Origin of the sequence: Virgibacillus profundi (assembly GCF_002287375.1) — a bacterium.
Lineage (GTDB): Bacteria > Bacillota > Bacilli > Bacillales > Amphibacillaceae > Virgibacillus_K > Virgibacillus_K profundi.
Window position 1 is genome coordinate 215,566 of sequence record NZ_NPOA01000001.1, and the last position, 25,455, is coordinate 241,020.

Sequence of the window (25,455 nt, forward strand, 5' to 3'; positions counted from 1 at the left end):
TTAAATCATTCCTTTTTTTATATTTTTTCATCCATTTGGATTCTTATTTGTGAAATCGATTTCATTTAATGGTCTCATTATATGATATTATTAAATCTTGTCAATTATTTATTATATTTTAATATTTATTTTCTTTTTATGGCATAGTGGAAGCTATTTCTTTATTCTACGTGGATTCGCGTATGATCAATTCATGATCCAAGATCATATTTTCAACTTGGTCACCTTTTATTTTTTTAATAAGCATATTTGCCGATAAGACACCCATTTGATACATTGGCTGTGCAATCGTAGTCAATGTTGGATGAGTCATATTCGAAAAACTAATCTTATCAAAGCCAATAATAGCTATATCTTCCGGAACCTTTAAGCCACTTGACTGAATCTCCTTCAATGCTCCTATAGCAAGTACATCGGAAACTGCAAACACCGCAGTTGGCCTATTATTTTGATTTAATAATTTCCGCATTGCTTGCTGACCATTTTCAAACCCGAGTTGGGTTGTGTTATATATCCAGTTTGATTCAATTTCAAGACCAAATTCCTTCAGAGCTCTCTCATAACCCCTTCTGCGTTCACGGGCATATAAAAAATTTTCATTAAAATTAATGAACGCAATTTTTTCCTGACCCAATTTGATCAAATGCCTGACCGCGTGATATGCAGCTAATTCATTGTCAATTGATACATACGAGATTATTTCATTCTCATCAAATTCACTGCATTGCACAATTGGATGACTACTCGCAAGTTCAAGTAAACTTTCTTGATTAACCGTCGGATCCATTAATATAATACCGTCTGCCAGCCTATTCTTTAGCAGATTGAAATAAATCGTCTCTCTTTTTGGATTGGAGTCCGTCTCACATAACAGAATATTATAACCCTGCTCAATAGCTCGATCTTCAATCCCATTAATAATCTTTGTATAAAAAGGATTTGAAATACTTGGAATCAAAACAAGCAGCAGCCTGCTTTCTGAATTTCTTAAATTACGTCCAAGCACGCTCGGTTCATAGTTTAATTCCTTGATGGCCTGGTCCACTTTATTTCTTGTTTTTTCTGTTACCGTAGTACGATTATTTAACACTCTCGAAACCGTTGCAGCAGAAACCCCTGCTTTTTTAGCGACCTCCTGAATAGTTGCCATAAAATCACCTCCATGAAATCGATTACATTTATGTTATATTTTTAAATTTTATTTGTCAAGAGTGAATGGCTTGTTCAGGATGGTTCCCATACTTCATAGAACATAAAAATTTTAATTAAAATAGCCTAAAAATAATTGATCAAACGTTTGATCAATTTATATTACGTTTAAAATTGATTGAAGTTTGTAGCAATTGAATGAAGTTGAGAAAAGTAATGCTGAAGTTGAGAAACATATTGCCAAAGTTGAGAGAAGTGATGCTGAAGTTGAGAAACATTTAAAGTTTGTTGAGAGATAACCTTATTCTCTCAAGTTATCTCTCAACTTTTCTCTTGTGTCTCTCAACTCCACGGCTGTTACTCTCAACTACCTCAATCTAGTTCAACAACAGATCTCAACCAATAATCTTCTTTAATTCACTAGCGTTTTCCTCTGCACTTACCAGTGGATCTTTTGTAAAGTCCTCTTGTTCTACAACGAACCAGTCAACCTGGTGTTTTTTTCCACTTTCGATTAACTTACCAATATCAAGTGTTCCCGTTCCAATTTCCGTAGACACTTTTTTATCCCCCGCTACTTTCATATCTTTAATATGTAGGGATACACAACGATTATCGTATTTTTCTATAATCTCAAGTGGATCATATCCAGCATTTGAGGCCCAGAAACAATCCAGTTCCATTTTCACGTACGCTGGATCCGTATTTTCATAGAGGATATCAAATCCTGTTTTCCCATCAAAACTATCGAACTCAAAAGCGTGATTGTGATAGCCAAATGCAATTCCTGATTCCTTTAGCTGCTTTCCAAGCTTATTTAATACAGCTGCAGTTTGGTAATATTCATCTGAACCTGAACGCATATTTTCAGGCAAATACGGACAGATTATCAGATCATTGCCAATCAGCTGATGAAACTTTATGGTTTCATCCAAATTATTTTCCAACTGATCAATCCCCACATGGGCACCAGCAGGCACAATTCCCGCGGCATCTATCTCCGCCTTTACATCCTCTGCTGAATGATTAAAAAAACCAGCAAATTGTGCGCCTTCATATCCCATTTCCGATACTTTTCGAATTGTTCCCAGTAAATCTTTTTCAGCTGCATCTTTGACCGAGTATAGTTGTAACCCTAATTTCCCCATAATATCTCCTCCGTTTTACTAGTTTTGAATTGGAAGCCAGTTCAATACATCCTGAATTTTCTTATCCCAATAACCCCAGTTATGATCACCAGGCTCAAATTCAGTTTCCAGCTTATAATCTGTTTCTTCACATACCTTTTTGAAAGTAATATTATCATTATAAAGAAAATCCTCTGTTCCACAGCTCTGGTATAACATTGGTTTTAGCTGCTTTGCCCCATTCCCTTGCTTAATCAATTCCAGCAAATCATTTTCAGTTCCCCGAACAGGCTGTTCACCAAAAATCTGAATGAATTCTTTTTTTCGATCATTATCGGATACCCTGTCTAAGAGATCGGAAACATCCAGAGCACCTGACAAACTTGCGGCTGCTGAAAACTTTTCCGGATACCGGAGCGCCCATTTAAAGGCACCATATCCTCCCATAGATAAACCAGCAACAAAATTATCCTCCCGTTTCTCTGATAAATGAAACATAGAATGAACCGTATTGGGAATTTCTTCAGTTAAAAATGTCCAATACCTATTTCCACTGGCCATATCTGTATAGTAGCTATGATCAACCTGTGGCATTACAACAACAATTCCCATATCCTCAGCATATCGTTCTATAGATGTGCGCCTCGTCCAAGCCGTATGGTCATCACTGTAACCATGAAGAAGATAAAGTACAGGGCTGCTTTTCCTGCCTGAATGTTCTCCCGATTTCTTTGGCAGGATTACTGTCATGGAAGTACTTAACATCAAAGCCTCCGAGAAAAAGTCACATTTTAACAATGGCATATGTACATGATCCTTTCGTGAAATAATAATTATAAATTCGATAAGCTTCACCATTTTTCAAGCGTATCTATTAATATATATTCGATGACTAAACCTTATTTCCTTTTATTTTCTTAAATTCTGTCGATATTTCCCGGGAAATGATGAAATTTACTATTTTTTAAGAATTGATCAAACGTTTGTTTAAAGTTTTTATAAATTACACAAAATAGGGGAATACTTTTTCCAGCTCTTTTCTTCATTGACTGCGCAAACCCTTACAGGAAACCCCTGTCTCTAGATAATAATCTGCAAAATTAATAAAGCACTGCCAATCATACTCTAATAAATCATGTTTTCCAGTTCTCACGTGATATCCTACATTATCTCTATGTACCGGTGAATCTAGCGTTGGAAATTGTCGGGTACCTAGTCCATGTAAGCCAAAAAGACGATATACTGGTTCGGCATGAACTAGTGAAAGAAACTCTGATTCCGGGTCAGCCCAATAATCATCAGAAGCACTCGCAACATATAAAAGACGAGGGGCAATTAAGGACAATAGCATATGCTGATCCACTGGTAATTCGTATTCTTTATCGTTGTAGTTCTTGTAGTTTTCAGTAAACCAATGTGGAAATCCATTGTTTATAATCTGGATTGTTTCTCCTTTTTTTCCGCGCGAAAGTGCAGCTCCTGTATTTCCAGAATTATTACTTACCACCATAGCAAATCGCTGATCAACCGCTCCTGCCCAAAGAGCAGTTTTACCTCCTCTAGAGTGGCCAACAAGAGCAACCTGCTCAGAATTAATTTCAGGATCCGTTTCAAAGTAATCCATGACGCGACTTGCCCCCCATGCCCATGCAGAAATCGTTCCCCAAGCATTCGAAGGACGTGGTTGATCGGGAGAATCAAATATCCCATGAACCCCGTTCTGAAATCCATCATTATAATCTGGATCGATATCCTCAACATGGAAAACTGCTGCTGCATAACCTCTGGAAATAATATACTCTGCTGGCCAAAATGGTGATCGCATATCTCTTTCTGGATCCTCATCCTCCAGACGTCTATTATTAATGAGTAAAAAGACAGGGACAGGTTTGACAGGTTGGGTTGGGATAAATAGCAGGAGACGTAACAAACCTACTCCACCGGGTCCTTCGAAAGTGATGTTCACTTTCTTGCGTTTGGACAATCCCTTCATCATACCTTCTTTCTCAACTGTCTTGAAACCTAAATTTTTGGGACGCTTTACAGCTTCTCGACCATAAACATGTTCACGGAATAAATCAAGAATTTCCGGACGTCTTTTTTTCTCCCACTGTTCTGCAGTCACTATCTTCGTTCCATCTACAGTAAAAAGAGCTTCTGGTAATGATTCTTCTCTTGTACCCATTGTTCATTCCTCCACCATCATATTTGTACTTTTAAGCTGCGTTCAAATGAATAAGAAAACACCTGCCCTTTCTAGGATTAAGGGTAGGTTCCAATCTCTAGTCAGTTTTTTTCCATTAATCTCCACTTTCAACTGCTAAACCTTGGATAAAGTACAAAGCAGAGGGGATTGCCCTTCCCCCCTGCCTCTTTACATCTGCTTCACTTATTTTTTGAATCTCTCATAAGCAGCCTGCTGAATTTCCATATATTTCTCAAGGTTCATATCCTTGATTGTTTCAACATAATTATCCCACTCACTAAACGGGACTTCACCTGTAACAAATTTGTCAGTCATTTCATTAACGTATTTATGCATGTCCGCACCAAGTGTGTTCATTGTTTTGCCTTCTTCATCTGTAAAAGTGAATTCCGGCCACACTTCTTCAATCATATACGGTTCAAGTGTTTCAACAGCGTCCCAGGACATTTCCGTGTTTTCCGAGCCTATGAAAAATTCTTCTTTAACGAGTGCTGGATAAAACCCGCCTGGATATGTCAGATATTGGGAAACTGCTTGTTCCATTGAGAGACCATCAGGATTATTTTCAATTTCATCAACATAATCCCTATTTCCTTCTTCATCAGTTTCAAAGGTTTCGCCTTCAATTCCCATAAAGAAAAGTTCCGCACCCTCATCACCATAAAAATGGTCAGCCCACCGTATCGTTGCAGCTGGATTCTCATTTTCACTAGTGATGACAAAAGCACCTGGCTGCATGACTGGAGATGTGATATTACTGTATTCTCTTATTCCATCAGGCCCCTCGAGTGCATTAGCAGGAATATATTTGTTACCTACTTCTTCCCCAAAGAGCATATCGGGGCTATAGTAGTCCGTGCTTGCATAGACACCCTCAGAAGCATTAGCAAGGTACTGTGTTGTATCAATGGAATAAATATTTTCCTCAATCAGACCCTCACTGTAAAGTTTATTGATATATTCCAGCATCTCCCTATATTCATCGGCAATTGGGAAAAATCGAAGCTGCTCTTCATTTGGATCCATATCCACATATCCATGCTTCATTCCCTTATTCTGTAATCCAAAGGAACCCTTTAACCAGTTTGTTAGGCGTGCCATAGAAGTTCCACCAAATGGGATTTCATCAGCTTCCCCATTTCCATTCAAATCAGTTTCTTTTACCGCCTTTAAAAACTGGTAATACTCTTCCATAGTTTCCGGATTATCCATCTCGAGCTGTTGTAGCCAGTCCTCCCTAATCCAAGGGCGTGACGCCACCAGGACTGATGTAAATTCCGGATCGAATAAATATGGAAGAGAATAAATATTGCCATCAGGCATCGTGATAGCTTTTTTTACATCGGGATGGCTTTCAAACAAGCTGCTTAAATTTGGTGCATAGTCTTCTATTAAATCATTCAGACTTATAAACATACCCTGACTGCCATATGTCTGCAAATCAGCGAAAGAAAATCTTGCGGAATGAAATACATCAGGCAGCGTATCCCCCGCCAGTCTGATATTCCTCTTTTCAGACAAGCCTTCTACAGGCACCATTTCCCAATTGATGTCAATATTGGTCATTTCTTGATACTTATTAAAAATCAAAACATCATTCCAGTCGTCATTCGTCGCCGGAGACTTTCCAGCAAATATATCTAAAGTGATTTGTTCATCAACTATTGGAAATCCTGTTTCATTAAGATTCGCAAGCTGTTCTTCATCCAGTTCCACATCCTCAGGTTCAGCAGAGTCACTGCATCCAGTTAATATTGCAATAAACAGTAATAAACTAAATATCTTTTTTATATTCACTTTGCACCTCACGATTAAAAGTTTGATAGATTTTCAAGTTAAAATCACTTATTCAATTCAAAGCCTGTTTTCAAAACAATCATAAGTTGACAATAAAAGGATAACCAGATTCGTCTACCCTCCAATTCTTTAAATTTCACATGAACTTGTGAAAATTCACCCCCCTAAATTTAGCTGTAATGATCGAATCACTTTTTGCCTCTTACTTTTTCTTCAATCCTTTTTCGTATTTGCAATGCCTTTTCCGGGTAATCGGTTATAATTGCCTCACATCCCGCTCTTATAAATTTCTCCAGCACTTTTTCATCATTTATTGTATAAACCCTTACAGGGAATCCTTGTCTTTGTGCTTCTTTTACCATATCTTCCGAAGTATTAGGATGATGCGGATGCAACCCTTTTGCTCCTAGTGTTTTAGCGTATTCCCATGGCTTATAAAGCTTCTCCAAGTACAAAATCGCACATTCTATCTCCGAATCTAATTCATTTATTTTCTTCAGTGAATCGTGATTGAATGATGAGAAAATGATGCGATCCTTCAATTCAAATCTCTGAATCTCTTCAAGTAACCTTTCTTCAAAACCGGGATAATCTACCGTTACATTTTTCAGTTCAATATTTAATTCCAATGTATTTCCCTGCATCCAGGAAAATACATCCGTTAAAGCCGGGATAGTTTCTTCATTAAACTTCTTTGCATAATGTGATCCCGCATCCAGTTTTTTCAATTCTTCCAGCGTGTGAATGCCAACATCACCTGTGCCATTTGTTGTTCTGTCCACAGTTTTATCATGGATTACAGCAATTTGATTATCCTTTGTTAAATGTACGTCCAGTTCAATACCGTCTGCCCCTATCCTTTCTGCCTCTTTGAAAGCAGCCATTGTATTTTCCGGGTGTGTTCCGGCACTGCCCCTATGCGCAAAAATTTTCGTCATCATAAAAAAACTCCCTCTGTTAATTAACTAACGTATTTACTAATTATGTTACCATTTAAAATCTTTGTATTGAAATGTCTTTTTACCCATTTTGTGTTAATTTTCAGTAAAGAATAAGTAAACTGATTACTACTGAATCCTTCGCTTTGGTTTTATCCATAACAGAATCACACTGGCAAGTGAAAGTAGCCCCGCGAGCCTATACATTTCATCAATTTCTACATAATCCAGCAAAAAGCCTGCCAGAATATTTCCGACTAACCCACCTAATCCGAACGTCACAGCCCAGTAAAAGGTTTGACCCGTGGCACGATACCTTTCCGGTGCTATCACATCGACATAAGCTACTGATACAAAATATTGGATTGCGTATGACAGACTCAGCAAAATCTGAGACCACACAAGAATTTGCAATCCATCACTGTAGCCCAATATCAGCCACCTGAAGGCATAGATAATTGCTGCAGTGGATAAAAGAAAAGGGAATGAAAAACGACTCATCAGCTTACTGGATATTGCAAAAAAAGGTATCTCAAAAATTGATTTAATTAATAATGCGAATCCAACAATCGTCAATGTAGCACCCATATTTTGAATGTAGATGGCGTAAAATGAATTATTCGCATGTACTGTCAAATGAACTAAAAAACTAAATAATAAAAACATAATAAATGCAGGGTTTTTAAATAAACTAACTGCTTTTTGAATACTGAAATCCTTTTTTCCACCCTTTTTAATCGGAAGCCTTAACGCAAGAAGCAAAGCGATAAGCAGAAAACAGCTATGCAAGATAAACATTAACTGCAGACCAAACAGATCCAGTATTTTCCCAACTGACATGACGCCTACCGCATATCCAAAAGAACCCCATAGTCTTATTTTCCCAAAATCATTCCGGTCATCCAATAGTGACAGTGCAGTAGCATCAGCAATTGGTGGAATAGAGCTTTGAAAGAAAAAGTAAATTATATTCAGGTAAAGCAGCTGCTCAAATTCAAAGGAAAACGGAAAAAATAAAGCAGTTGCTAACGAGCCTATAATCATAATGAATAGTGTGATCTTGGGTGAACCCCAGTAATCTGTCAGCATTCCCCAGAACGGCTGAGCAAAAATCATAACAAAGGGGCCAACCGCAAACAATATTCCAATTTGAGCTGTTGTGAGACCAACATCCACATAGTACAGGTTTAAAAACTGAAAAGCACCAGTACCAAAGGCAAATATAAAGTAATAGACTTTAAGCAATGAGTATTTCATACAATCACATACCTTTTTCTAGACATAATTCATTCCTTTAGTATTTGGCAATGGAAGTGGGAATCTCTGTTCCTCATCACGAAAGGTTTCATCTGCTAGTTTAATAGACTGATCAAACTCATCCGGATTTAATTTTCTGATCTCCATTTACTCCATCTCCTTTTTGAATACTGTTTTTCCATTAATAATCGTTTCAGATACTTCCAATTTTTTGTTTAAAATTATCAAATCAGCAGCATGTCCAACAGCAACTCTACCTGAATTTGACATACCATCGATTGTTGATAGGGGCGTCTGTGTAGCCATAAAGATAGCATCTTCCAAAGGGATATTGCAGTTTTCTACAACAAACTTGATTCCTTTATCCAATGTTATTGCACTTCCAGCCAATGTTCCGTTCTTTAGGGTAACTTTGTTGCCATTCCCGATAAGATCCTTGCCTCTTAAGCTATATTCACCATTTGGGAGTTTATTATAGCCGGTGCAATCGGAAATAAGTGCCAGCCCTTTCTTTCCTTTAACCTTATATAAAAGCTCGATTACTTTAGGATGAACATGTACGCCATCCGTAATCAACTCACAGATCAAATCATCAAAAAGTAATGCAGCGGCTGTTGCACCTGGTGTGCGGTGATGCAATGGACTCATGGCATTAAATGTATGGGTTAATTGCTTCAGACCATATTCCATTGCCTGTTCGATTTCATCAATTGTTGCATTCGTATGCCCTGCAGAGGAGTTTACGCCCATTTCCTTTAACTTGCGAATGACTGAAATATCCGTCAATTCCTCCGGTGCCAGTGTTATTTTTTTGATAATATCTGTAAACGGTTTGATCACATTCTTCATGTCTTCCTTTGTCAGCTTTCGAATAAGTTCTTCGCTTTGAGCACCCTTGTATTTTGTGCTGATCCACGGACCTTCTATATGTACACCAAGCATTTTGGCACCATTTATCAGCTCATGTTTATGTTTATCGGCTGCTTCAAGAAATCGCTGAATATCTTGCAATGCTGCTGTTCGTGAGGTTGCCAGATAGGAAGTAACTCCATATTTTAGCAGCCCATTGGAAATCGAACGAAATATTGCAGGTTCTTCATCCATAAAATCCATCCCATCTATACCATGGATATGTATATCTGTAAACCCTGGACAAATATAGCCATCGTTAATCTCGTACACGGGAACATCATTCTTTTTCATTTCCTGATTGATATAAGATATTTTTCCATCTTTTATTTCAACAAATGAATTTTTTAAAATTCTTCCATCTGTGACAACATCGCCTTTTAAGTAATACATGTATTCCCTCACCTTTCTGGAACTAAAAAGCTTGCACCAATCATGCTTGCATCATTTTTCAGCTGTGCCTGCTGTAGATTTAATGGAATAGAAGATTTGTTAGCCGCTTTTTCCACTAGTTTGTCCCACCAATGTTCACCTGAAGCAATCACTCCACCACCAATAACAATCATTTCCGGATCAAATAAATATTGCAGATTACTAATTCCGATAGAAAGATATTCTATAAAAGCATCTACAATTTCCCTACAAGATTCATTTTTCGTATAGTTTTCGAAAAGATCCCTTGGATGATAGGTTTCCTTTGCTAAAACAGGGTCTTCCTGAATCATACGTTCCAATGCACTGCCTGACGCATAAGCTTCCCAGCATCCCTTTCTGCCACACCCACATTGTCTTCCATCTGGCTCAATAATCATATGACCAATTTCTCCGCCGTAGCCATTTCTGCCATGCACCAGTTCACCATTATGGATAATCCCTCCACCAATTCCTGTTCCAATTGCTACACAAATATAACTGTCCGCACCAACTGCTGCTCCTACCTTTCCTTCAGCCAATGCAGCACTATTTGCATCATTGGCAATAGCCACAGGTACATGAAAAGTCTCTTCCAGCTTTTGAACCAATGGTATATTTACAAATGCTGGTATGTTTGCGGCACTAGTAACTTTTCCTTTTTCAACATCGACAATTCCAGCAGTTGCTATTCCTATACCTTTTAGCTCGTTTTCTCCGATAATAGATTTAATTGACCCAATGATCGTTTCTAAAACCTCTTCTTTTGGTGTCTTTATTTCATCTATTTGTACAAGCTGTTTCTTTTCATCTAACATTCCAAATTTAATCTTGGTTCCTCCAATATCAATTCCAATCGTATACATATGCTCACCCTGTCCCTTTAAAAAGGACACCTTCTTTTGAGGTGTCCTTTCATTTTTTAATAGTTTCCTGTGTTAAAGTCTTACTCTGTATAAAATTCTTCAGGCCATTCAAGCTCGAAGCCATCTTTCCTTAACGCTTCCTGAAACTGATTCAGCAGCTGCTTATCACCACGAACCATTTTTGGAGTAACATTATGTTTCGAGCAATACCCTATGAGTGCACCGCAGGCTTCACCAATATTCCATTCTGTTGGATGCAATCGGTAACAGCCATTCGTTATATGTGTTGTTCCGATGTTCTTACACCCCGCCAGCAGATTATCCGCATCCCTTGGAATCAGCGCACCTAATGGAATATGGAATGGAAGTGCGGGTATATCAACATAATTCCGGCCAGTCATGCTTGGATGAAGGTCAATACTATACGAACCGATTCCAACGCGATCATCATACTTCTTGCCGGTCTTTCTTTTATTAAAATCCGGGGATACATCCTGTTCAACAATTGTATATTCTGCTTTTATCCTTCTTGATTCCCTGATATATGGTGCTTTTGCCAATCCATCCTCCGTGTCAAAAATATCCTTTCGAAGCTTCAGTCCGGGATAACCCTTCCCTCCATCAGGTCTAGGGGCCTCTGTCTGCAGCCAATATAACAAGGAAAGGCTTAATTGTTTCCCCTGATATAAATGTTTTTCTTTTTCCTCTTCCGTTACATCATAAATATTCCCTAAAAAGTAATCATTCTGCGGCCAGTTCATTAATGTGACATCTCCTGCAACAAAAGGAGTTTCATATTGATTTTTATCAAAAATTCTTCGATATTCCCATAATGGAAAGCCTGTCTTCTCACGAAATAATGTATATTGGCGCTTTTCCTTTGTAATTGGATGTGGCGCAAACAGACTTAATAGTTTATCCGGCCAAATATCAGGATGAAATTCCCTCCAAAAGGAATACATCTCAGGCTCTGGAATTGTATGATTTTCTCCTTCACGGTATTCCATTCCCAATACATAGGTAAATGCCTGAATATCATTAGGATCAGCACTTTCCACTGCATGGGACTCTCCGGTTTCGGATTTCGCCTCAGCTCCAGCTACATATTCTATATTCGCCAATGGTAAAAAATCTCCTGCTTCTGTTGCATCAATAAAATAAGATGCAGCCATTTTCTTATTTCTGTCACTTTGCAGATTTTTCAAGGTTATTTCATGAATTGACTTTCCATTTCTTTTTATTTCAGTAATCTTTGTATTTAATTCAACAGTTAGTTGATTCGTTAATACATATGGCAGCAGCATCACATTCAGGACATGTAAGGTAACACGGGGGTCGTGGCAAATAGTGCTCACTAATCCGTTACCGGGATTTAACGGTTCGTCCCTTGCATTTACTTTCATTGTCCGTAAATAAGTTTCTCTGACTTTATTACGATAGTTCCGATACCTCCTGGTAGAACCAAATTCTTCTATCCATTTATGCTCATCCGGAGGTACGCCTTGTGAGGTAACCTGACCGCCAAGCCACTCTGTTTCTTCAGTTAAAACTACGTTAAGCCCTTGTTCACATGCGGCTAATGCTGCAGCACAGCCGCCCAATCCGCCACCAACAATGATTAAATCTGTATTCATGACAGTCACCTACAAATAAATTTTTTTGCCAGTATTTGCTGATTCATAAATGGCATTCAGCATTTTCATTACTTGCACACCATCAGCTACGGGTGCAATGTTTTCACTGCCTTCAAGACAACAGTCCACAAAGTGATTAATTTCATTAATGAATGCCTTATGGACATCAAAACCAAGATTATCAACCTGTGGAGTTACATTCATGATAGTGTTATGTTTCTCTGTTACTAAAGCCAGCTCAGGCTCGAATTCTGCTCCACCCTTGTCACCAAAAAGCTTTACATATAATTCATCCTTTTTCGTTTGCAGTGTGAAGCTAACATCTACCATAATGGAAGCTCCATTTTCGAAACGGATTAAGGCATTTGTCAGATCCTCCACATCATTCAATGACGGATCGTAATCAGCGGCCTGATAGAATGAAAGATTTTCAATATGACTGCGGTTACCTAATTTTCGGTAGGTGTTTCCCGTAACAGATACTGGACGAGGTTTACCCATGAAATACCAGCAAATATCAATCATATGTACACCTAAATCTATTAAAGGACCTCCTCCGGACTTGGAAATATCGCTAAACCAGCCGCCAGGATTTCCCAGTCTTCTCAGGCATGAGGTTTTCGCATAATAGATTTCACCTAACTCACCATTATCAATGAATGTTTTAAGTAGCTTTGTATTATCTCCATGTCTCCGAACAAAGCCTACCTGCAGAACTTTACCTGATTTTTCAACGGCAGCTTGAACAGCCAGCGCTTCCTCCACTGTCATGCATAAGGGTTTTTCCACTAATACGTGTTTTCCTGCTTCCAATGCAGCAATTGCTATTTCGGCATGTGAGTTATTCCATGTGCAGATGCTCACAGCATCAATTTCTTCATTTGCTAACAACTCATGATAATCACGATACAGCTGACTTACCCCATATAGTTCACCTTTTCCAGCCAGACGCTGCTCATTTTTATCACATAAAGCAACCAGTTCTACCTGTTTATTTTCCATATATGGTTTAATATGAAACTCTGAAATCGAACCAACACCAATTACTCCGACTTTTAGCATCTTCAATCTCCCTTCACTTATGTAAATTTTAAAAACGTATAAGTTTCGTTAACGTACTAGATTTCTTATTCAACAAATCCTCAAATTCTCCTGCGGCATCCGCAAAATTAATCTCTTCCGTAATAAATGAGCTTACATCAATCCGCTTCTCACTTACCAGGCGGACATATTCTTCTACATTTCTTCCTTCCGTCCAACGAACAAACCCATATGGATAGTCAATCGCTTCTGCTTCATATACTTTGTCATAGCGTCCAGGACCACCAGCCCTGGAGATTAATAGCTCGGCTTCTTTAGCAAACATTAAATCCCTTGGAAAATCCGGCTCAACATCACCAACGACAACAACTTTCCCTTTGTTTCGAATCCACCTGAGACTTCGATGTGTAAGGGGTGAGCGTTTACCACCTATACATAATAAAACCGCATCCGCTCCATTGTTTTTTGTGGTTTTTCCGATTTCTTCTTCCATTTCCTCCATGGATGAAAAGCTCCTTATTTGATTTTCTTTCACCATTTTTACTCTATTTTCATGAAGATCATATGTAATAACATCGTACGCTGCCGCATTAGCTATTTTAGCTATCATTTGGCCGAGTAAACCCTGGCCAACAACAACTGCCGTTTCACCAAACTGCAATTTAGCTACCCGTAGTGCGTGGATCGCTATAGCCCCAATTCCGGCAAGTGCCGCTTCCTTTGGTTCAACGTTAGCTGGAACTTTGGTATATAACGTTTTTGGTACGAGTAAATACTCTGCATGCTGGACATATGGAGCACCATAGCATGCCACTAAATCTCCTTTTTCCACATCGGTTATACCACTGCCACATTCCACTACTTGCCCCATCGCACTATAGCCTAAGGGTACCTTTTTATCCGTACTATTATTAATAATCGATAATTCTGTTCCGGGTGAGATCACCGAATACATTGTTTTAATTAATACATAGGACGGTTTTACTTTTGGCATTTCGTCTTCCACGATAAAAACCTGTTTGTTATGTGCGATGATCTTCCGCATTGAAAATTGCCCCTTTCTTACCTTTCAGCTAACCATTTGGATAGATTCCTTTTCACAAATTCATCATCATGTAAATGGGCGTAATCTGCATAAACACGATCAATTTCTTCGCTCTGCCCCGGACTTAACTTTTCTTTTTCCAGCAGACACCAGTTTCCTTGTAATAGCCCTTGTCTTGTCAGGACTTCATTAATTCCGGCTATACTGCCTTTAAAATCATGTTTCGGATCAAAAAAGGCAGCATTGGCATCTGTAATCTCCTGTCCTAATGTTAATAATTTGCTGGGAACTGTATCAGCGTTTTGAACCTTTTTCACTTCCTCAAATAGGTCAACAACCCGCTTCGTCCATACAGACCAGTGACCAAGCAGCCCCCCAACAATCTTCTTTTCTACCATTTTGTCACCTGTTTTAATTCGATAGGTTGTAAGAAGATCATTTACGATATTGTCATCATTTCCGGTATATAAAGCAATCTCATCATTTCTTTTCGAATTACAAACAGCTCGGACAACATCGAATGAATGATAGCGATTAAATGGCGCGATTTTTATGCCGTAAACATTTGGTATATCTGCAAAATGCTTCCAGAAATCATAGGTGAAAACTCTGCCTCCAACAGATGGCTGCAGGTAAAATCCAAATACCGGAATGATTTCAGCCACTTTCTCAGTCCTGCTGATTAATTCATCCTCTGAAAGATCATTCAAGCCACCCATGCTCAATAACCCCAAATCATAACCGATTTCTTTACTATATTTTGCTTCTTGAATTGCCTGTTCCACAGGCCCGCAAATACCGGCTATCTTGATAAAGGAATTTTGAACTTTGGCATTTTCTATTTCTTCCATTGCCATCGTTAGTACTTTTTCAAACAAAGCGAATTCCGGATCCCGTATTTCAAATTGTGTCGTATGAACGCCAACAGCCACTCCACCGGCACCGGCATCTATATAATACCTTGTAAGTGCCCGCTGGTGTGTTTCATCTAATTGTCTATCACTGGTTAACGCCAATGGATGTGCAGGAATTACAGTCCCTTCATGCAAAAGCCCTTTTATTTCCTGTTTTAACATTTAAAATGCACCTTCCCGTTCTTGAAAATGGGTCGGTTTATTGTGTGTTTCTCCGCCAATTATCAGCCAGTCTGCAATCATATCCATCATTTGCTGAACAGAAACATTTGGATAACCAAATAACTTATGCGCCTTAGAGGCATTATTCAAGAGTGCTTGTGGACTTTCCTCACCACTGAATCTAACTGTTTTATTGAATCTTTTTCCAAATTCCTCCGCCAGCCATCTTATTGAAAGGGTTTCTGGACCTGTTACATTCAATATTTCAGGGGGAATATTTGTATGCAGCAATGATCTGACCGCATATTCATTGGCATCGCCCTGCCAGATAACATTTACTTTCCCCATTGTCAGATCAATTTCCTGCCCTTCATTGACACTTTTAGCTATTTCGAGCAATACACCATAGCGTAAGTCAATCGCATAATTCAGCCTGAATAAAACCATCGGTGTTTTATTTTTATGTGAAAAATATGTCAGGACACGTTCACGCCCAAGACAGGATTGAGCATATTCCCCAACGGGATTGACAGCAGTATCCTCCGAACATTCATTTGACAAAACATTTGTCAGCGGATAGACATTTCCAGTTGAAAATGCAACAATACGAGAGTTTTTAAATTTCTCTGCCAAGCGTCCCGGGAGATATGCATTCATTGCCCAAGTAAAATGTTCATTGCCAACAGTGCCAAATTTATTTCCGGCCATATAGATGATGTTTTTTACGTTTGGCAACGAGTCTAATGCAGCATCGTCCAGCAGATCAACTGCAATAGTTTCAATTCCATTTTCCTCAAGCTCCTGTCTCAAATTTCCTGAAGAAAATCTGGAAACACCAATTATCCTTTTATTCAATCCAGCTTCATCAATCGCTCTTTTTGTCATTTTTGCCAAGGTGGGTCCCATTTTTCCACCAATACCTAGGATTAGAATATCACCATCCAGGTTTTTTAAATCGTTAATTAATGCCGATGATGGTTTGGTCATAAAATTTTCCAGTTCTGCAATCGTTTTCATTCAAACACTCCTAATCTATTGAAATATAAAACAGATAATTATAGTTATATAGTATGGACACAGCCATTAAAAGACAAGTCTTAAAAGTGTCTTTATATAGACTTCATATTTTCAATAGTTCATATGGGTTACTCATTTTTGACAAAGCGGATTTTAAAAAGTATGATAATTACAATAAATCAGAATAGACATGTCTACACTTTTGTCTATTAAGGAAGGTGATTTTATGCAAATCAATACTGTAACAGACAATTCAGAGATTAGCATTGGAATTATTGGCCCAGAAGCTCTTATTGTACAGACAAAGAAAACATTAAAATCGTTTCCAAACTTCAAACCGATATATTCTATTATTAATCCTGATAGTGTGCTTGCTGATGCTATAATTGATTTAATAAATGATGTAGATGTATTAATGTTTACCGAATACCATCAATATCACTTAGCAAAACAGATGATTGATTTTTCCATTCCTGTTCACCATGTGCCACTAATGGGAACAGGTCTTTACAGATCCTTATTTCTTATAAAAAACAGTTATGGTTTAAAAAAATTATCTGTTGACACCATCGAAAAGAAATATGTTGAACAAATACTGTATGAATTAGATGAGACAGGTTATGAATTCACTGTTTTTAACGATCTTTCCAAAAATATGCTGATCACCAATATTATTGATTTTCATAGAGAAAACCACCTGAAAAATGGAGCAATTGCCATTACTGGTATCCAGGAGGTTTCCATAAAACTAACTGAAATGAATATCCCAAATGAATGGGTAATTCCGACATCTCAAGATATGATCGTCTCACTGGAGCGCGCACTTCTGGCCACAACTACCCGAAGAAATAAAGAATCACAAATCGTTTTTGGTTTAATTGATATTGATAATTTTAAAAAGGTAATCGAAAAATATCCTTCTGAGCATGATGTTCAATTATTAAAATTACAAATACAGCAGATGCTTCTTAATTATATAAAACAGCTTGACGGCCATTTAATTAATCTAGGCAGTGAAGAATATTCTTTTATAACTACCCGAGGTATTTTTGAACGTGAGACTAGAGGCTATAAATTCATCCCATTACTTCACGAAACAAAAAGTGAAATCGACATTACATTGAGCATCGGTGTCGGATTTGGCAGTACCGCGGCAGAAGCTGGCAGCCATGCCCGCCTGGCACTGCGTCAATCAAAAGAATTAGGAGGGAATGTCTGTTATATTGTCCGTGAAGACCGCAGTGTTCTTGGACCTGTTGACATTACAACCCACACCCAGTACGAACGTTATGACCTATCCATTACAGACGCAGAACTGCTTGGAAAAGCTGATAAAGCCGGGATGTCCGCAACATATATGACAAAATTGATGGCACGTGTTGCCAGATATAATAAATATGATTACACTGCCCAGGAATTAGCCTCAACACTAAATATAACCATTCGAAGCGCTCATCGTATTCTGCTTAAATGGATGGACGCGGAACTTGTCGAAATTATTGGTGAAGAGAAGGTAACTCATAAAGGTAGACCACGCAGGATATATAGGTTGAGTTTTATTATTGATTAGGAAGCTAAGTATATTATTTCGATTGTTTTTTTTACTATTCACAATCTGTATAAATTTGTCTTCAATAACAGGATATGATTTATACTTCATCTATCAATTATTATTTATATATGTTACTTTAAATACAGAAAATCGGAAATAGGGTGAATACTTATGAAGCTATTTTACAGCAATTTTTATGGAACACTTACAGTTTTCGCAAACTTTTTCATTTTGAATATTCTTTGGGTTATAACATGTTTACCAATTATAACCTTTTTCCCCGCGACTTCAGCGATGTTTAGTGTCATTAGACGTTGGAAATTAAAAGGAGATTCTGGGGTTCTATTTTTATACATCAAGTATTTTAAAGAAAATTTTAAACAAAGTTTTATAATTGGAACTATTTGGGTTATTTTTTCAGTAATATTATATTTCGACTTTCTCTTCATTAGACAATTTGAATTTAGAGTTTTTCTATTAGTTCCATTACTTTTTATTGCTTTATTATTCATTTTTACAACAATCTATTTATTTTCCACAATCTCTCACTATAATGCTTCAATTAAAGTAATAATTAAAAGTTCTTTTTTGGTATCAATGGCATACTTTCCAATGACAATATTGAATCTCATTCTTTTGGCTCTGATCTTAGTTATTTTATATTATTTTCCTATAATGTCTTTAATTCTCTTTAGTTTTGCTGCATTTGTTAATTTTTCTGTTTGTCATAAAGTTTTTTTAAAGAACGGCAGGTTGAATGAGAAAAAGACGATTCAACAAAACATTGAATAAGTTCCAACGCTATTTAATGCTTTCATAATACAAAAACACTTAAAACGATGACGAAATGTAAACGAAAAAGCTATCTGTTCAAAACTTTCAAATTGCATTTTTGAACAGACAGCACATTAATTTTATTCGTAAAATCACGAAGTATAAACTAGTTTTCCAGATTTATATGTTTGTACTATTTTCACAGAGTTTTTTTCCCGTGTAAAAGTTACCAGGTCAGCATTTTCTCCTTCCTTAAGTCCTTCCATCACTGGAAGTTTCATAAAAGTAGATGGGCGGACTGAGGCCATTTCCCAGGCTTCTTGTATCGAACAAACGCCACTTTTTGAAAGATGTGCAATTCCGTCTTTTAACATTTTCACAGAACCAGCCAATAATTTCGGGTTTTCTTTCATGTGAAGTTTACCTTCGGGTGTAAGCACTACCTTACCGCCAATATGAGTTTCATAATCCCCTGGCTCCAGTCCACTGAGATACACTGCATCACTTACTAATATGGATTGAGATTTTTTTGCGCTTATTGCAACTTTCAAGAAGGAATCAGGCAAATGAAATCCATCAGCAATAATACACGACCATAAATTATCCTCCGCTAACTGCTCCCAGATATAATTAGGATGACGCGGAAGCATAAGATGTGCTCCGTTTCCTAAATGTGTTGACATTTTTGCTCCAGCCTTCACTGCCTCCTGTATTTGTTCGGGAGTTGCAGCTGTATGACCAATGGAAACTGTAACACCATTCTCTGTACATTTTGATATGAATTCTGCTGACCCTGGCCATTCAGGTGAAATGGTAATAATTTTAATTCTTCCTTTTGCTGCTTCCTGCCAACGTTGAAAAAGAGACCAGTCAGGAGCTTTTACATAAGAATTGCTATGTGCACCTCTTGGACCATCTTCAGTTGATATAAATGGTCCTTCTACATGTATGCCGGCAATACATTCCTCAACAAAGCTATCGTTTTCACAGGTTTCTGAAATCACTTGCACTGCACTCTCTATCGCTTCATCACTATTTGTGATAATGGTTGGAAAGTAGGAAGTAACACCTTCCTTCCAAAGTGAGGTAGTAACCTTTTTCACCATTTCTCGAGTGATGGGCAGCGAATTAAAGTCATTGCCCTGATAGCCATTAATTTGTAAATCAACGAGCCCCGGCGCAATATATGGTAAAAATTCTTTTTTTTGGTTAGAGAGCCTTTTAATATCGCTAATCATACTTCCCTCAAATGTTACTGAGATTTGTTCTCCAGTGACATAATGGATCCCTTCCAGATATTCATTCATTATAAGAATCCTTATCTAGATATAATGTACAGTCTGGATGTCGACGCAAAATAGAAGCTGGAATTATCTCAGAAATTAGCCCTGTTAAAGTTTTCCTAACTGCTTCCCTTTTCGTCAAACCCGGTACGATACAATATAAATGGCTTCCGGACATTAATGCTGGAATAGTCAACGTTAGTGCATGTGTAGGAACATCGTCGAGATGAGGAAAAACTTCATCGTTAACCTGTTGTTGTCGAGATACTTCATCCAGCATAACCATTTTTATTTTTTCTGGGTCATTAAAATCAGCTACTGGGGGATCATTAAATGCAATATGACCGTTCTCACCAATCCCTAAACATACAATATCGATGGGAGCTTCATTTAACAATTCACTATAAACTTGACATTCATTTGCTGCATTATTTAAACCATTGATTAAATGTATTTTACCTGGTTCTACACCATCAAATAAACGATCGCATAAAAACTTGCTAAATGATTGTTCTGACTTTGGTTTCAGACCAATATATTCATCCATATGGAATACTGTAACCCGTTCCCAATCAATCCCTGAAGCATTCTTTAACGTCTCAAGAAATTCATTTTGGGAAGGTGCAGAAGCAAATACCATACGAATCGTTTCCTTCTCTTTTAATAGAGATTTCATTTTTTCTATAACATCTGCTGCCGCAGCCCGCCCCATCTCTTTCCTCTTTTCATATACTCTTACAAGTAAATCATCAAACTTCTTTTGTTTATTAGGTTGTATTTTTAGTTCCAATTTTTATAAAAACTCCTTTCTTTGATTGTTTACATCTAAACTGTAATAAATTTCATCAAGTGAATTTTTACCTTTTCGCAGTTTGTAATAGTTGATTTAAACCATCTAATGTTAATTGTGTACCATCCATTTTTGTTCCACCTTCTGGAACATAATGTGTTTCAATCGTGAACAATCCTTGATAACCATCTCTATCAATAGCCTGTAACTGTTCTAAATAAGGGACATTACCATCACCAATTGGAACACATTTTGGCTGGCCATCTGTTCCAATGTAAGCATCTTTTAAATGGACATGACCATACAATCCTTTCACAGCTTCATAGCCCTGAGGAAAAGCGGACCGCCCCCCATGCTCTTCATTTCCGGGATCCCAAAGTACTTTGAGATTAGACGAATTAACCTTCTTCGCCATTCTGCTAACTTCAGAGGCATAGCCACCATTGCAAGCACCTTCATTTTCCAGCAATAGTAAAATATCTTCTTTTTCCGCCAGATTGGCTGCTCTTTTTAAATGATCGACTATTTCATCTTCATAATCGGAAGGATTTTGTTCCCTCCAAAATGAGAATATGCGAATTTTATCTGTTTTTAACAGTTTAGCAATTTCAAAAGCTCGGTTTAGTTTCAGATAATGGGATTCAACACTTTCTTCGTCTTGCCCAAATGTATCTCCTGAGGCAACAGTTCTTGAAGGGTCAAGTTTACACTTGAATACCGGTGATGATATACATGATACATATAATCCTCGCTGTTCTATTTCTTGAAGCAGATGCCTAATTTCGTTGTCACCCAAATCAATTATATTTTTATCGTTAATCCTCCGAAGTTCTACATGTTTTAAACCTTTTCCTTTAATCCAATCTAAAGCCTCCATAATATTGGGTGATACTTCATCTGTAATTACTCCCAACCTATCAAGAATCAATGATTTCACTCCTTCAGTTTTTACAATAATACTGTTTTTCCAGACGAACGACTTTCATTTGCTGCTTCTAAAAATCTAGTAATTTCAACTGTTTCCTCGATATCTATTGCTGGCTTTCCGGTATTTAAAAAATGAATAATCTCTTCTAACAAAGCAGCATAAAAAGGCTTTTCACCTGAAGACGCATCGACAAATTCTGTTTGATCATCACTGTGAATTATCGAACCAAAGTATTTATTTCCCTTTCTATTTCCCCGAAGCGTACCAATACGTCCGTCTTTCCATTCTCCCAGAATTATGTCGTGGTCTTCGTTTTTTGTAACTGTTACCTTCTTACATCCTTTACCAAAGGCACGATAAAGCATCTCAGCAGTATGGATACCATACCAGAACAACCCATGATTGGTTTCAATCTGCAGTGGACCATAGCAGTCCATTCCTATGATATTTTTTCCTTCGAATTTCTCTAATGCTGAGGACAAACCAACTGCAAACCTAACAGCAGAACAACTCATCAGCGGTGTATCAAATTCCTTAGCTAAACGAAGCATTTCTTTCGCTTCTTTCAATGATGTTGTAAAAGGCTTATCAATAAATACTGGTTTTTTATATGAAACTATTCTCTTAAATTGTTGGAGATGAATTCGTCCATCAACTGATTCTAAAAAAATAGCATCACATTTTTCAGCAACCTCCTCTGGGGAATCTACTATTTCAACTTCATAGTTATCACGTAATTCATTGGTGAAGCCGTCTACACGTGAGAAGCTTAATTCCATATCATCTGAACCGCCTGGAAAGGCAACTATCACCTTTCCCCCAGGTACATGGTGCTGGTTATTTGAATCATTTAGTAATTTTGTAAATGCTACTACGTGGGATGTATCTAAACCTATCATCCCAATTCTAAAATAATCCATTAAATTTTATTCCTCCTGTAAAAAATTAAGATATTTATTTGTAGTTTAATTGATTTGCTGCATCTAGCTGTACTTCTTTCCCTGTTCTTGCTGATTCATATATTGCCAAAAGCAAATCAACTGCTTTACGAGCTTCCTCACCGGGGACGAGTGGCTCGCGGTCTTCCTTTATTGCCTGTATCATATCATCCACAAAAATATAGTGTCCCTTATTCGAAATAGCTTTTGGATCGCTACTACCTCCTTCTGTATTACTAACTTGTGGAATTTCTTCGTCATTATCCAGGAAATCCCATTGTTTGAAACCTGAGTCTCCAAAAATAATCGAGCCTTTTTCACCATGAATTTCAAATCTTGTTTCCTGCCCCGGATAAACGGATGTAGTCCCTTGTATAACACCAAAGGACCCATTTTTATATTTAACAGCAATAACTGATGTATCTTCTACTTCTACATCTCGAACTAAAGGGGCAGCATAAGCAAATACTGAATCAACATCTCCAACCATCCATTGAATAAGGTCAACTCCATGAATTCCTTGATTCATTAAAGCTCCACCGCCGTCTATTTCCCAAGTGCCTCTCCAACCGGCACTCTTATAATATTCTGGACTTCGGTAGTATTTTAAATAAGCATCTCCTAGAACCAGTTTTCCAAGCTTTCCTTCTTGTATTGCTTTTCGGGTTTTAATAGCTGCATCCAATGTTCTTCGCTGATAAACAGCGCCTAACTTAACATCGTAAGATTTGCATGCCTCTATCATTTTTGTCATTTTTTCATTTGTAATATCAAGTGGTTTCTCACATAGTACATGGATTCCATTCTTGGCAGCTGCTACTGTAACCTCCGCGTGCAAGCCACTGGGCACACAAACGGATACAATATCAATATCTTCTTGTTCAAACATCTCCTCATAATCCGTATATACTTTTTCTACTCCAAATTCATTAGCTAATTTCTCTGCCTTACCCTGTTCAATGTCACAAATAGCGATCAGCTTTGCCTCCTGATGTGCTGTTATCGCCCTTGCGTGGGAGGCTGAAATTACTCCAGCCCCAACAATCACTACCTTTTTTTTATTAGACATAAAAACCACCTCTTTAAATAAATAATTACTTTCTAGTTTAACTCTGCTTCTTGCATTCGTTTATATGCTTTTGCATGTATGTCTACAAGTTCCTGTACACCAAGGTCTTCCATTTCCATCACATAATCATCCCACTCACTTAAATCACGATCACCAATAATAAACTTAGCTATTTGCTCATCCCTGTGTTTAATAACTGATTCTCCCTGGATGGCTATGATTTCCTGTTCCTCAGGGGAAAAAGCTGGGATTGGAACGATTGGTGCATCGTATTGTGGACCTTCTTCATATGCTTGTTTCACTTCATCACTGAATAAGCTCATATGTGCATCGTAATCAAACCATGAGTATGTTGCATACGTAGATATCCCAGTGTCATTACGAAGGTCTGCAGGACTTTGATAGTCTTCAATCCATGTTTTCTCGCCATTTTCTTCGGTATACGTTTCACCTTCAATACCCCAACTTAATGAATCTCTTCCTTCCTCAGAAAAGGTCCAGTCAATGTATTGAATGACTGTATCGATATTTTCAGAAGTTACAGCAACCGAATAACCTGGTGCATTTGTATGTGCTGAATAAGCTAATTGTTCGCCCCCAGGAAAACCAGCTGGTGGTGCCATATTTATTAACGTATAATCTGGATTTGTTTCACGATTTGCAAGGTTAAACTCGTCTATTCTTCCAATATAGTCTTGGGTAATAAAAGATGTATCCGTAGACATTAATTCTTGCCATTGAGCCGTATCTGTTGATAAGAAATCTGATGGAATTAAACCTTCACTATAAAACTTATTTAGATGTTCCACCAATGCACGGAAATTGTCTTCTATAGGCCCATAACGCCATTCATCTTTTTCATTATCGTAATAGTAATCCAGGCTAGTACCAAAGTTTGGTGCAAAGCTTTGAAGTTTGTCTGTACCATTTCGGAAGCCAAGTGGATAGCTATCTGGATAGATCGACTTTAACTCTTTTAAAACGGTATAAAATTCATCCCAATTTTGTGGCACCTCTAAACCATGCTCTTCAAAAATATCTTGCCGATACATATACAGCATTCGATTGGTTTCTCCAATACCAATATTTGGTGATATATACATTTTTCCATCATGTGAAAGAGCGGCTCTGGCTGCTTCTGGAAATTCTTCCATCCATGTTTGTAAATTAGGCATTTCATCAATATGGTCAAGTAGGTTTACTAAAGCCCCATCATTTCCATATCTGTTAGCTGTCGAGTAATTTGGCATACGCATTAAATCCGGTAAATCTCCAGATGCAACAGCAAGATTTAATGACTCACCATAAGGATCTGCAGCAATCGTTAAATCTATATTCATATTACCGCCTTCCTCCATCAAGTCGAATACCAGCCAATCCTCATCAGTCGGCCAGCTCGGATGTTCATTCGTATAGAATTCTATCGTTGCCCTTTCCTCATCTGATTCGGCATCCGATGAAGATGGTTCATCAGAACACGCAGCCAAGACTCCTAAAATGAACATCATGATAATAATATTAGAAATCATCTTTTTCATTGATTAATCCCCTCTCCATTTATTGATAATTTGTTTATTCACTCGCGAAAAGGCAAATGCAGGTTTATCGTTCTTGTTGTGAATTGCAAAACTCTTCTCTAACCAGCCAT

The 25,455-nt window shown here is 37.7% G+C and carries 23 protein-coding genes; 2 read left to right on the forward strand and 21 right to left on the reverse strand.

Translation table 11 applies throughout. From position 1 onward, the window contains the following. Positions 1-166 precede the first annotated feature (166 nt). The 15 genes from CIL05_RS00845 to CIL05_RS00910 all read right to left on the reverse strand — a co-directional run bounded on the left by CIL05_RS00845 (position 167) and on the right by CIL05_RS00910 (position 16,473). Positions 167-1,150, reverse strand: a complete 984-nt coding sequence (locus CIL05_RS00845) for a LacI family DNA-binding transcriptional regulator (protein ID WP_095653607.1) — start codon at positions 1,148-1,150, stop codon at positions 167-169. Positions 1,151-1,544: 394 nt separating this feature from the next. Further along, complete coding sequence (locus CIL05_RS00850; protein WP_095653608.1) at positions 1,545-2,297, reverse strand: sugar phosphate isomerase/epimerase family protein; 753 nt, start codon at positions 2,295-2,297, stop codon at positions 1,545-1,547. Positions 2,298-2,315: 18 nt separating this feature from the next. Further along, positions 2,316-3,080 carry an alpha/beta hydrolase gene (locus tag CIL05_RS00855; RefSeq protein WP_095653609.1) on the reverse strand — a complete coding sequence of 255 codons (765 nt, stop codon included), beginning with the start codon at positions 3,078-3,080 and terminating at the stop codon, positions 2,316-2,318. Positions 3,081-3,318: 238 nt separating this feature from the next. After that, a complete protein-coding gene (locus CIL05_RS00860; RefSeq protein WP_095653610.1) occupies positions 3,319-4,461 on the reverse strand; it encodes a glucuronyl esterase domain-containing protein in 1,143 nt (380 codons plus the stop codon). A gap of 204 nt (positions 4,462-4,665) precedes the next feature. Then, the gene (locus CIL05_RS00865) at positions 4,666-6,279 is read right to left on the reverse strand and encodes an extracellular solute-binding protein (protein WP_095653611.1); all 1,614 of its coding nucleotides are present in this window, start codon (positions 6,277-6,279) and stop codon (positions 4,666-4,668) included. Positions 6,280-6,467: 188 nt separating this feature from the next. Continuing rightward, a complete protein-coding gene (locus CIL05_RS00870) occupies positions 6,468-7,220 on the reverse strand; it encodes a glycerophosphodiester phosphodiesterase (RefSeq protein WP_338066911.1) in 753 nt (250 codons plus the stop codon). A gap of 126 nt (positions 7,221-7,346) precedes the next feature. Next, positions 7,347-8,474 (reverse strand): MFS transporter, encoded by a 1,128-nt coding sequence (locus CIL05_RS00875; protein ID WP_095653612.1) that lies wholly within the window; start codon positions 8,472-8,474, stop codon positions 7,347-7,349. 18 nt (positions 8,475-8,492) lie between these two features. Beyond that, positions 8,493-8,621, reverse strand: coding sequence for a hypothetical protein (locus CIL05_RS22745; protein WP_276245320.1), 129 nt, complete (start codon positions 8,619-8,621; stop codon positions 8,493-8,495). Then, a complete protein-coding gene (nagA, locus tag CIL05_RS00880; RefSeq protein WP_095653613.1) occupies positions 8,622-9,776 on the reverse strand; it encodes an N-acetylglucosamine-6-phosphate deacetylase in 1,155 nt (384 codons plus the stop codon). An 8-nt stretch (positions 9,777-9,784) separates the two neighbouring features. Further along, entirely contained in the window at positions 9,785-10,660 is an 876-nt protein-coding gene (locus tag CIL05_RS00885) for an ROK family protein (RefSeq protein ID WP_095653614.1), read from the reverse strand. 80 nt (positions 10,661-10,740) lie between these two features. Then, complete coding sequence (locus CIL05_RS00890; protein WP_095653615.1) at positions 10,741-12,294, reverse strand: FAD-dependent oxidoreductase; 1,554 nt, start codon at positions 12,292-12,294, stop codon at positions 10,741-10,743. Between the two features lie 9 nt (positions 12,295-12,303). Next, a complete protein-coding gene (locus CIL05_RS00895; protein ID WP_095653616.1) occupies positions 12,304-13,356 on the reverse strand; it encodes a Gfo/Idh/MocA family protein in 1,053 nt (350 codons plus the stop codon). 28 nt (positions 13,357-13,384) lie between these two features. Next, positions 13,385-14,380, reverse strand: coding sequence for a zinc-dependent alcohol dehydrogenase (locus CIL05_RS00900; RefSeq protein WP_095653617.1), 996 nt, complete (start codon positions 14,378-14,380; stop codon positions 13,385-13,387). A gap of 17 nt (positions 14,381-14,397) precedes the next feature. Further along, on the reverse strand, positions 14,398-15,456 hold the full coding sequence (locus CIL05_RS00905) for a dihydrodipicolinate synthase family protein (RefSeq protein WP_095653618.1): 1,059 nt from the start codon (positions 15,454-15,456) through the stop codon (positions 14,398-14,400). Further along, positions 15,457-16,473, reverse strand: a complete 1,017-nt coding sequence (locus CIL05_RS00910; protein ID WP_095653619.1) for an NAD-dependent epimerase/dehydratase family protein — start codon at positions 16,471-16,473, stop codon at positions 15,457-15,459. Positions 16,474-16,699: 226 nt separating this feature from the next. Between CIL05_RS00910 and CIL05_RS00915 the strand changes: the two genes are divergently transcribed. Both CIL05_RS00915 and CIL05_RS22890 read left to right on the forward strand, forming a co-directional pair. After that, positions 16,700-18,043, forward strand: coding sequence for a GGDEF domain-containing protein (locus CIL05_RS00915; RefSeq protein WP_095653620.1), 1,344 nt, complete (start codon positions 16,700-16,702; stop codon positions 18,041-18,043). A 153-nt stretch (positions 18,044-18,196) separates the two neighbouring features. Further along, complete coding sequence (locus CIL05_RS22890; protein ID WP_095653621.1) at positions 18,197-18,817, forward strand: YesL family protein; 621 nt, start codon at positions 18,197-18,199, stop codon at positions 18,815-18,817. Between the two features lie 134 nt (positions 18,818-18,951). Here CIL05_RS22890 and CIL05_RS00925 read toward each other — a convergent pair whose 3' ends face one another. From CIL05_RS00925 to CIL05_RS00950, 6 genes are all read right to left on the reverse strand, one after another. After that, positions 18,952-20,106 (reverse strand): N-acetylglucosamine-6-phosphate deacetylase, encoded by a 1,155-nt coding sequence (locus tag CIL05_RS00925; RefSeq protein WP_095653622.1) that lies wholly within the window; start codon positions 20,104-20,106, stop codon positions 18,952-18,954. Further along, positions 20,099-20,872, reverse strand: a complete 774-nt coding sequence (locus CIL05_RS00930; RefSeq protein ID WP_439144816.1) for a glucosamine-6-phosphate deaminase — start codon at positions 20,870-20,872, stop codon at positions 20,099-20,101. The genes CIL05_RS00925 and CIL05_RS00930 overlap by 8 nt, the downstream gene beginning before the upstream one ends. Before the next feature lie 67 nt (positions 20,873-20,939). Further along, positions 20,940-21,800 (reverse strand): sugar phosphate isomerase/epimerase family protein, encoded by an 861-nt coding sequence (locus tag CIL05_RS00935; RefSeq protein WP_240510071.1) that lies wholly within the window; start codon positions 21,798-21,800, stop codon positions 20,940-20,942. Positions 21,801-21,820: 20 nt separating this feature from the next. Continuing rightward, positions 21,821-22,720, reverse strand: a complete 900-nt coding sequence (locus CIL05_RS00940) for a Gfo/Idh/MocA family protein (protein WP_095653623.1) — start codon at positions 22,718-22,720, stop codon at positions 21,821-21,823. A gap of 34 nt (positions 22,721-22,754) precedes the next feature. Then, positions 22,755-23,807 carry a Gfo/Idh/MocA family protein gene (locus tag CIL05_RS00945; RefSeq protein ID WP_095653624.1) on the reverse strand — a complete coding sequence of 351 codons (1,053 nt, stop codon included), beginning with the start codon at positions 23,805-23,807 and terminating at the stop codon, positions 22,755-22,757. 32 nt (positions 23,808-23,839) lie between these two features. Further along, entirely contained in the window at positions 23,840-25,345 is a 1,506-nt protein-coding gene (locus tag CIL05_RS00950; protein WP_095653625.1) for an extracellular solute-binding protein, read from the reverse strand. Positions 25,346-25,455 lie beyond the last annotated feature (110 nt).

What these genes read in the sequence shown, in the direction of transcription:
- CIL05_RS00845 (WP_095653607.1), bottom strand. Translation starts at nt 1,150, where the DNA reads ATGGCAACTATTCAGGAGGTCGCTAAAAAAGCAGGGGTTTCTGCTGCA.
- CIL05_RS00850 (WP_095653608.1), bottom strand. Translation starts at nt 2,297, where the DNA reads ATGGGGAAATTAGGGTTACAACTATACTCGGTCAAAGATGCAGCTGAA.
- CIL05_RS00855 (WP_095653609.1), bottom strand. Translation starts at nt 3,080, where the DNA reads ATGCCATTGTTAAAATGTGACTTTTTCTCGGAGGCTTTGATGTTAAGT.
- CIL05_RS00860 (WP_095653610.1), bottom strand. Translation starts at nt 4,461, where the DNA reads ATGGGTACAAGAGAAGAATCATTACCAGAAGCTCTTTTTACTGTAGAT.
- CIL05_RS00870 (WP_338066911.1), bottom strand. Translation starts at nt 7,220, where the DNA reads ATGATGACGAAAATTTTTGCGCATAGGGGCAGTGCCGGAACACACCCG.
- CIL05_RS00875 (WP_095653612.1), bottom strand. Translation starts at nt 8,474, where the DNA reads ATGAAATACTCATTGCTTAAAGTCTATTACTTTATATTTGCCTTTGGT.
- CIL05_RS22745 (WP_276245320.1), bottom strand. Translation starts at nt 8,621, where the DNA reads ATGGAGATCAGAAAATTAAATCCGGATGAGTTTGATCAGTCTATTAAA.
- nagA (WP_095653613.1), bottom strand. Translation starts at nt 9,776, where the DNA reads ATGTATTACTTAAAAGGCGATGTTGTCACAGATGGAAGAATTTTAAAA.
- CIL05_RS00885 (WP_095653614.1), bottom strand. Translation starts at nt 10,660, where the DNA reads ATGTATACGATTGGAATTGATATTGGAGGAACCAAGATTAAATTTGGA.
- CIL05_RS00890 (WP_095653615.1), bottom strand. Translation starts at nt 12,294, where the DNA reads ATGAATACAGATTTAATCATTGTTGGTGGCGGATTGGGCGGCTGTGCT.
- CIL05_RS00895 (WP_095653616.1), bottom strand. Translation starts at nt 13,356, where the DNA reads ATGCTAAAAGTCGGAGTAATTGGTGTTGGTTCGATTTCAGAGTTTCAT.
- CIL05_RS00900 (WP_095653617.1), bottom strand. Translation starts at nt 14,380, where the DNA reads ATGCGGAAGATCATCGCACATAACAAACAGGTTTTTATCGTGGAAGAC.
- CIL05_RS00905 (WP_095653618.1), bottom strand. Translation starts at nt 15,456, where the DNA reads ATGTTAAAACAGGAAATAAAAGGGCTTTTGCATGAAGGGACTGTAATT.
- CIL05_RS00910 (WP_095653619.1), bottom strand. Translation starts at nt 16,473, where the DNA reads ATGAAAACGATTGCAGAACTGGAAAATTTTATGACCAAACCATCATCG.
- CIL05_RS00915 (WP_095653620.1), top strand. Translation starts at nt 16,700, where the DNA reads ATGCAAATCAATACTGTAACAGACAATTCAGAGATTAGCATTGGAATT.
- CIL05_RS22890 (WP_095653621.1), top strand. Translation starts at nt 18,197, where the DNA reads ATGAAGCTATTTTACAGCAATTTTTATGGAACACTTACAGTTTTCGCA.
- CIL05_RS00925 (WP_095653622.1), bottom strand. Translation starts at nt 20,106, where the DNA reads ATGAATGAATATCTGGAAGGGATCCATTATGTCACTGGAGAACAAATC.
- CIL05_RS00940 (WP_095653623.1), bottom strand. Translation starts at nt 22,720, where the DNA reads ATGGATTATTTTAGAATTGGGATGATAGGTTTAGATACATCCCACGTA.
- CIL05_RS00945 (WP_095653624.1), bottom strand. Translation starts at nt 23,807, where the DNA reads ATGTCTAATAAAAAAAAGGTAGTGATTGTTGGGGCTGGAGTAATTTCA.
- CIL05_RS00950 (WP_095653625.1), bottom strand. Translation starts at nt 25,345, where the DNA reads ATGAAAAAGATGATTTCTAATATTATTATCATGATGTTCATTTTAGGA.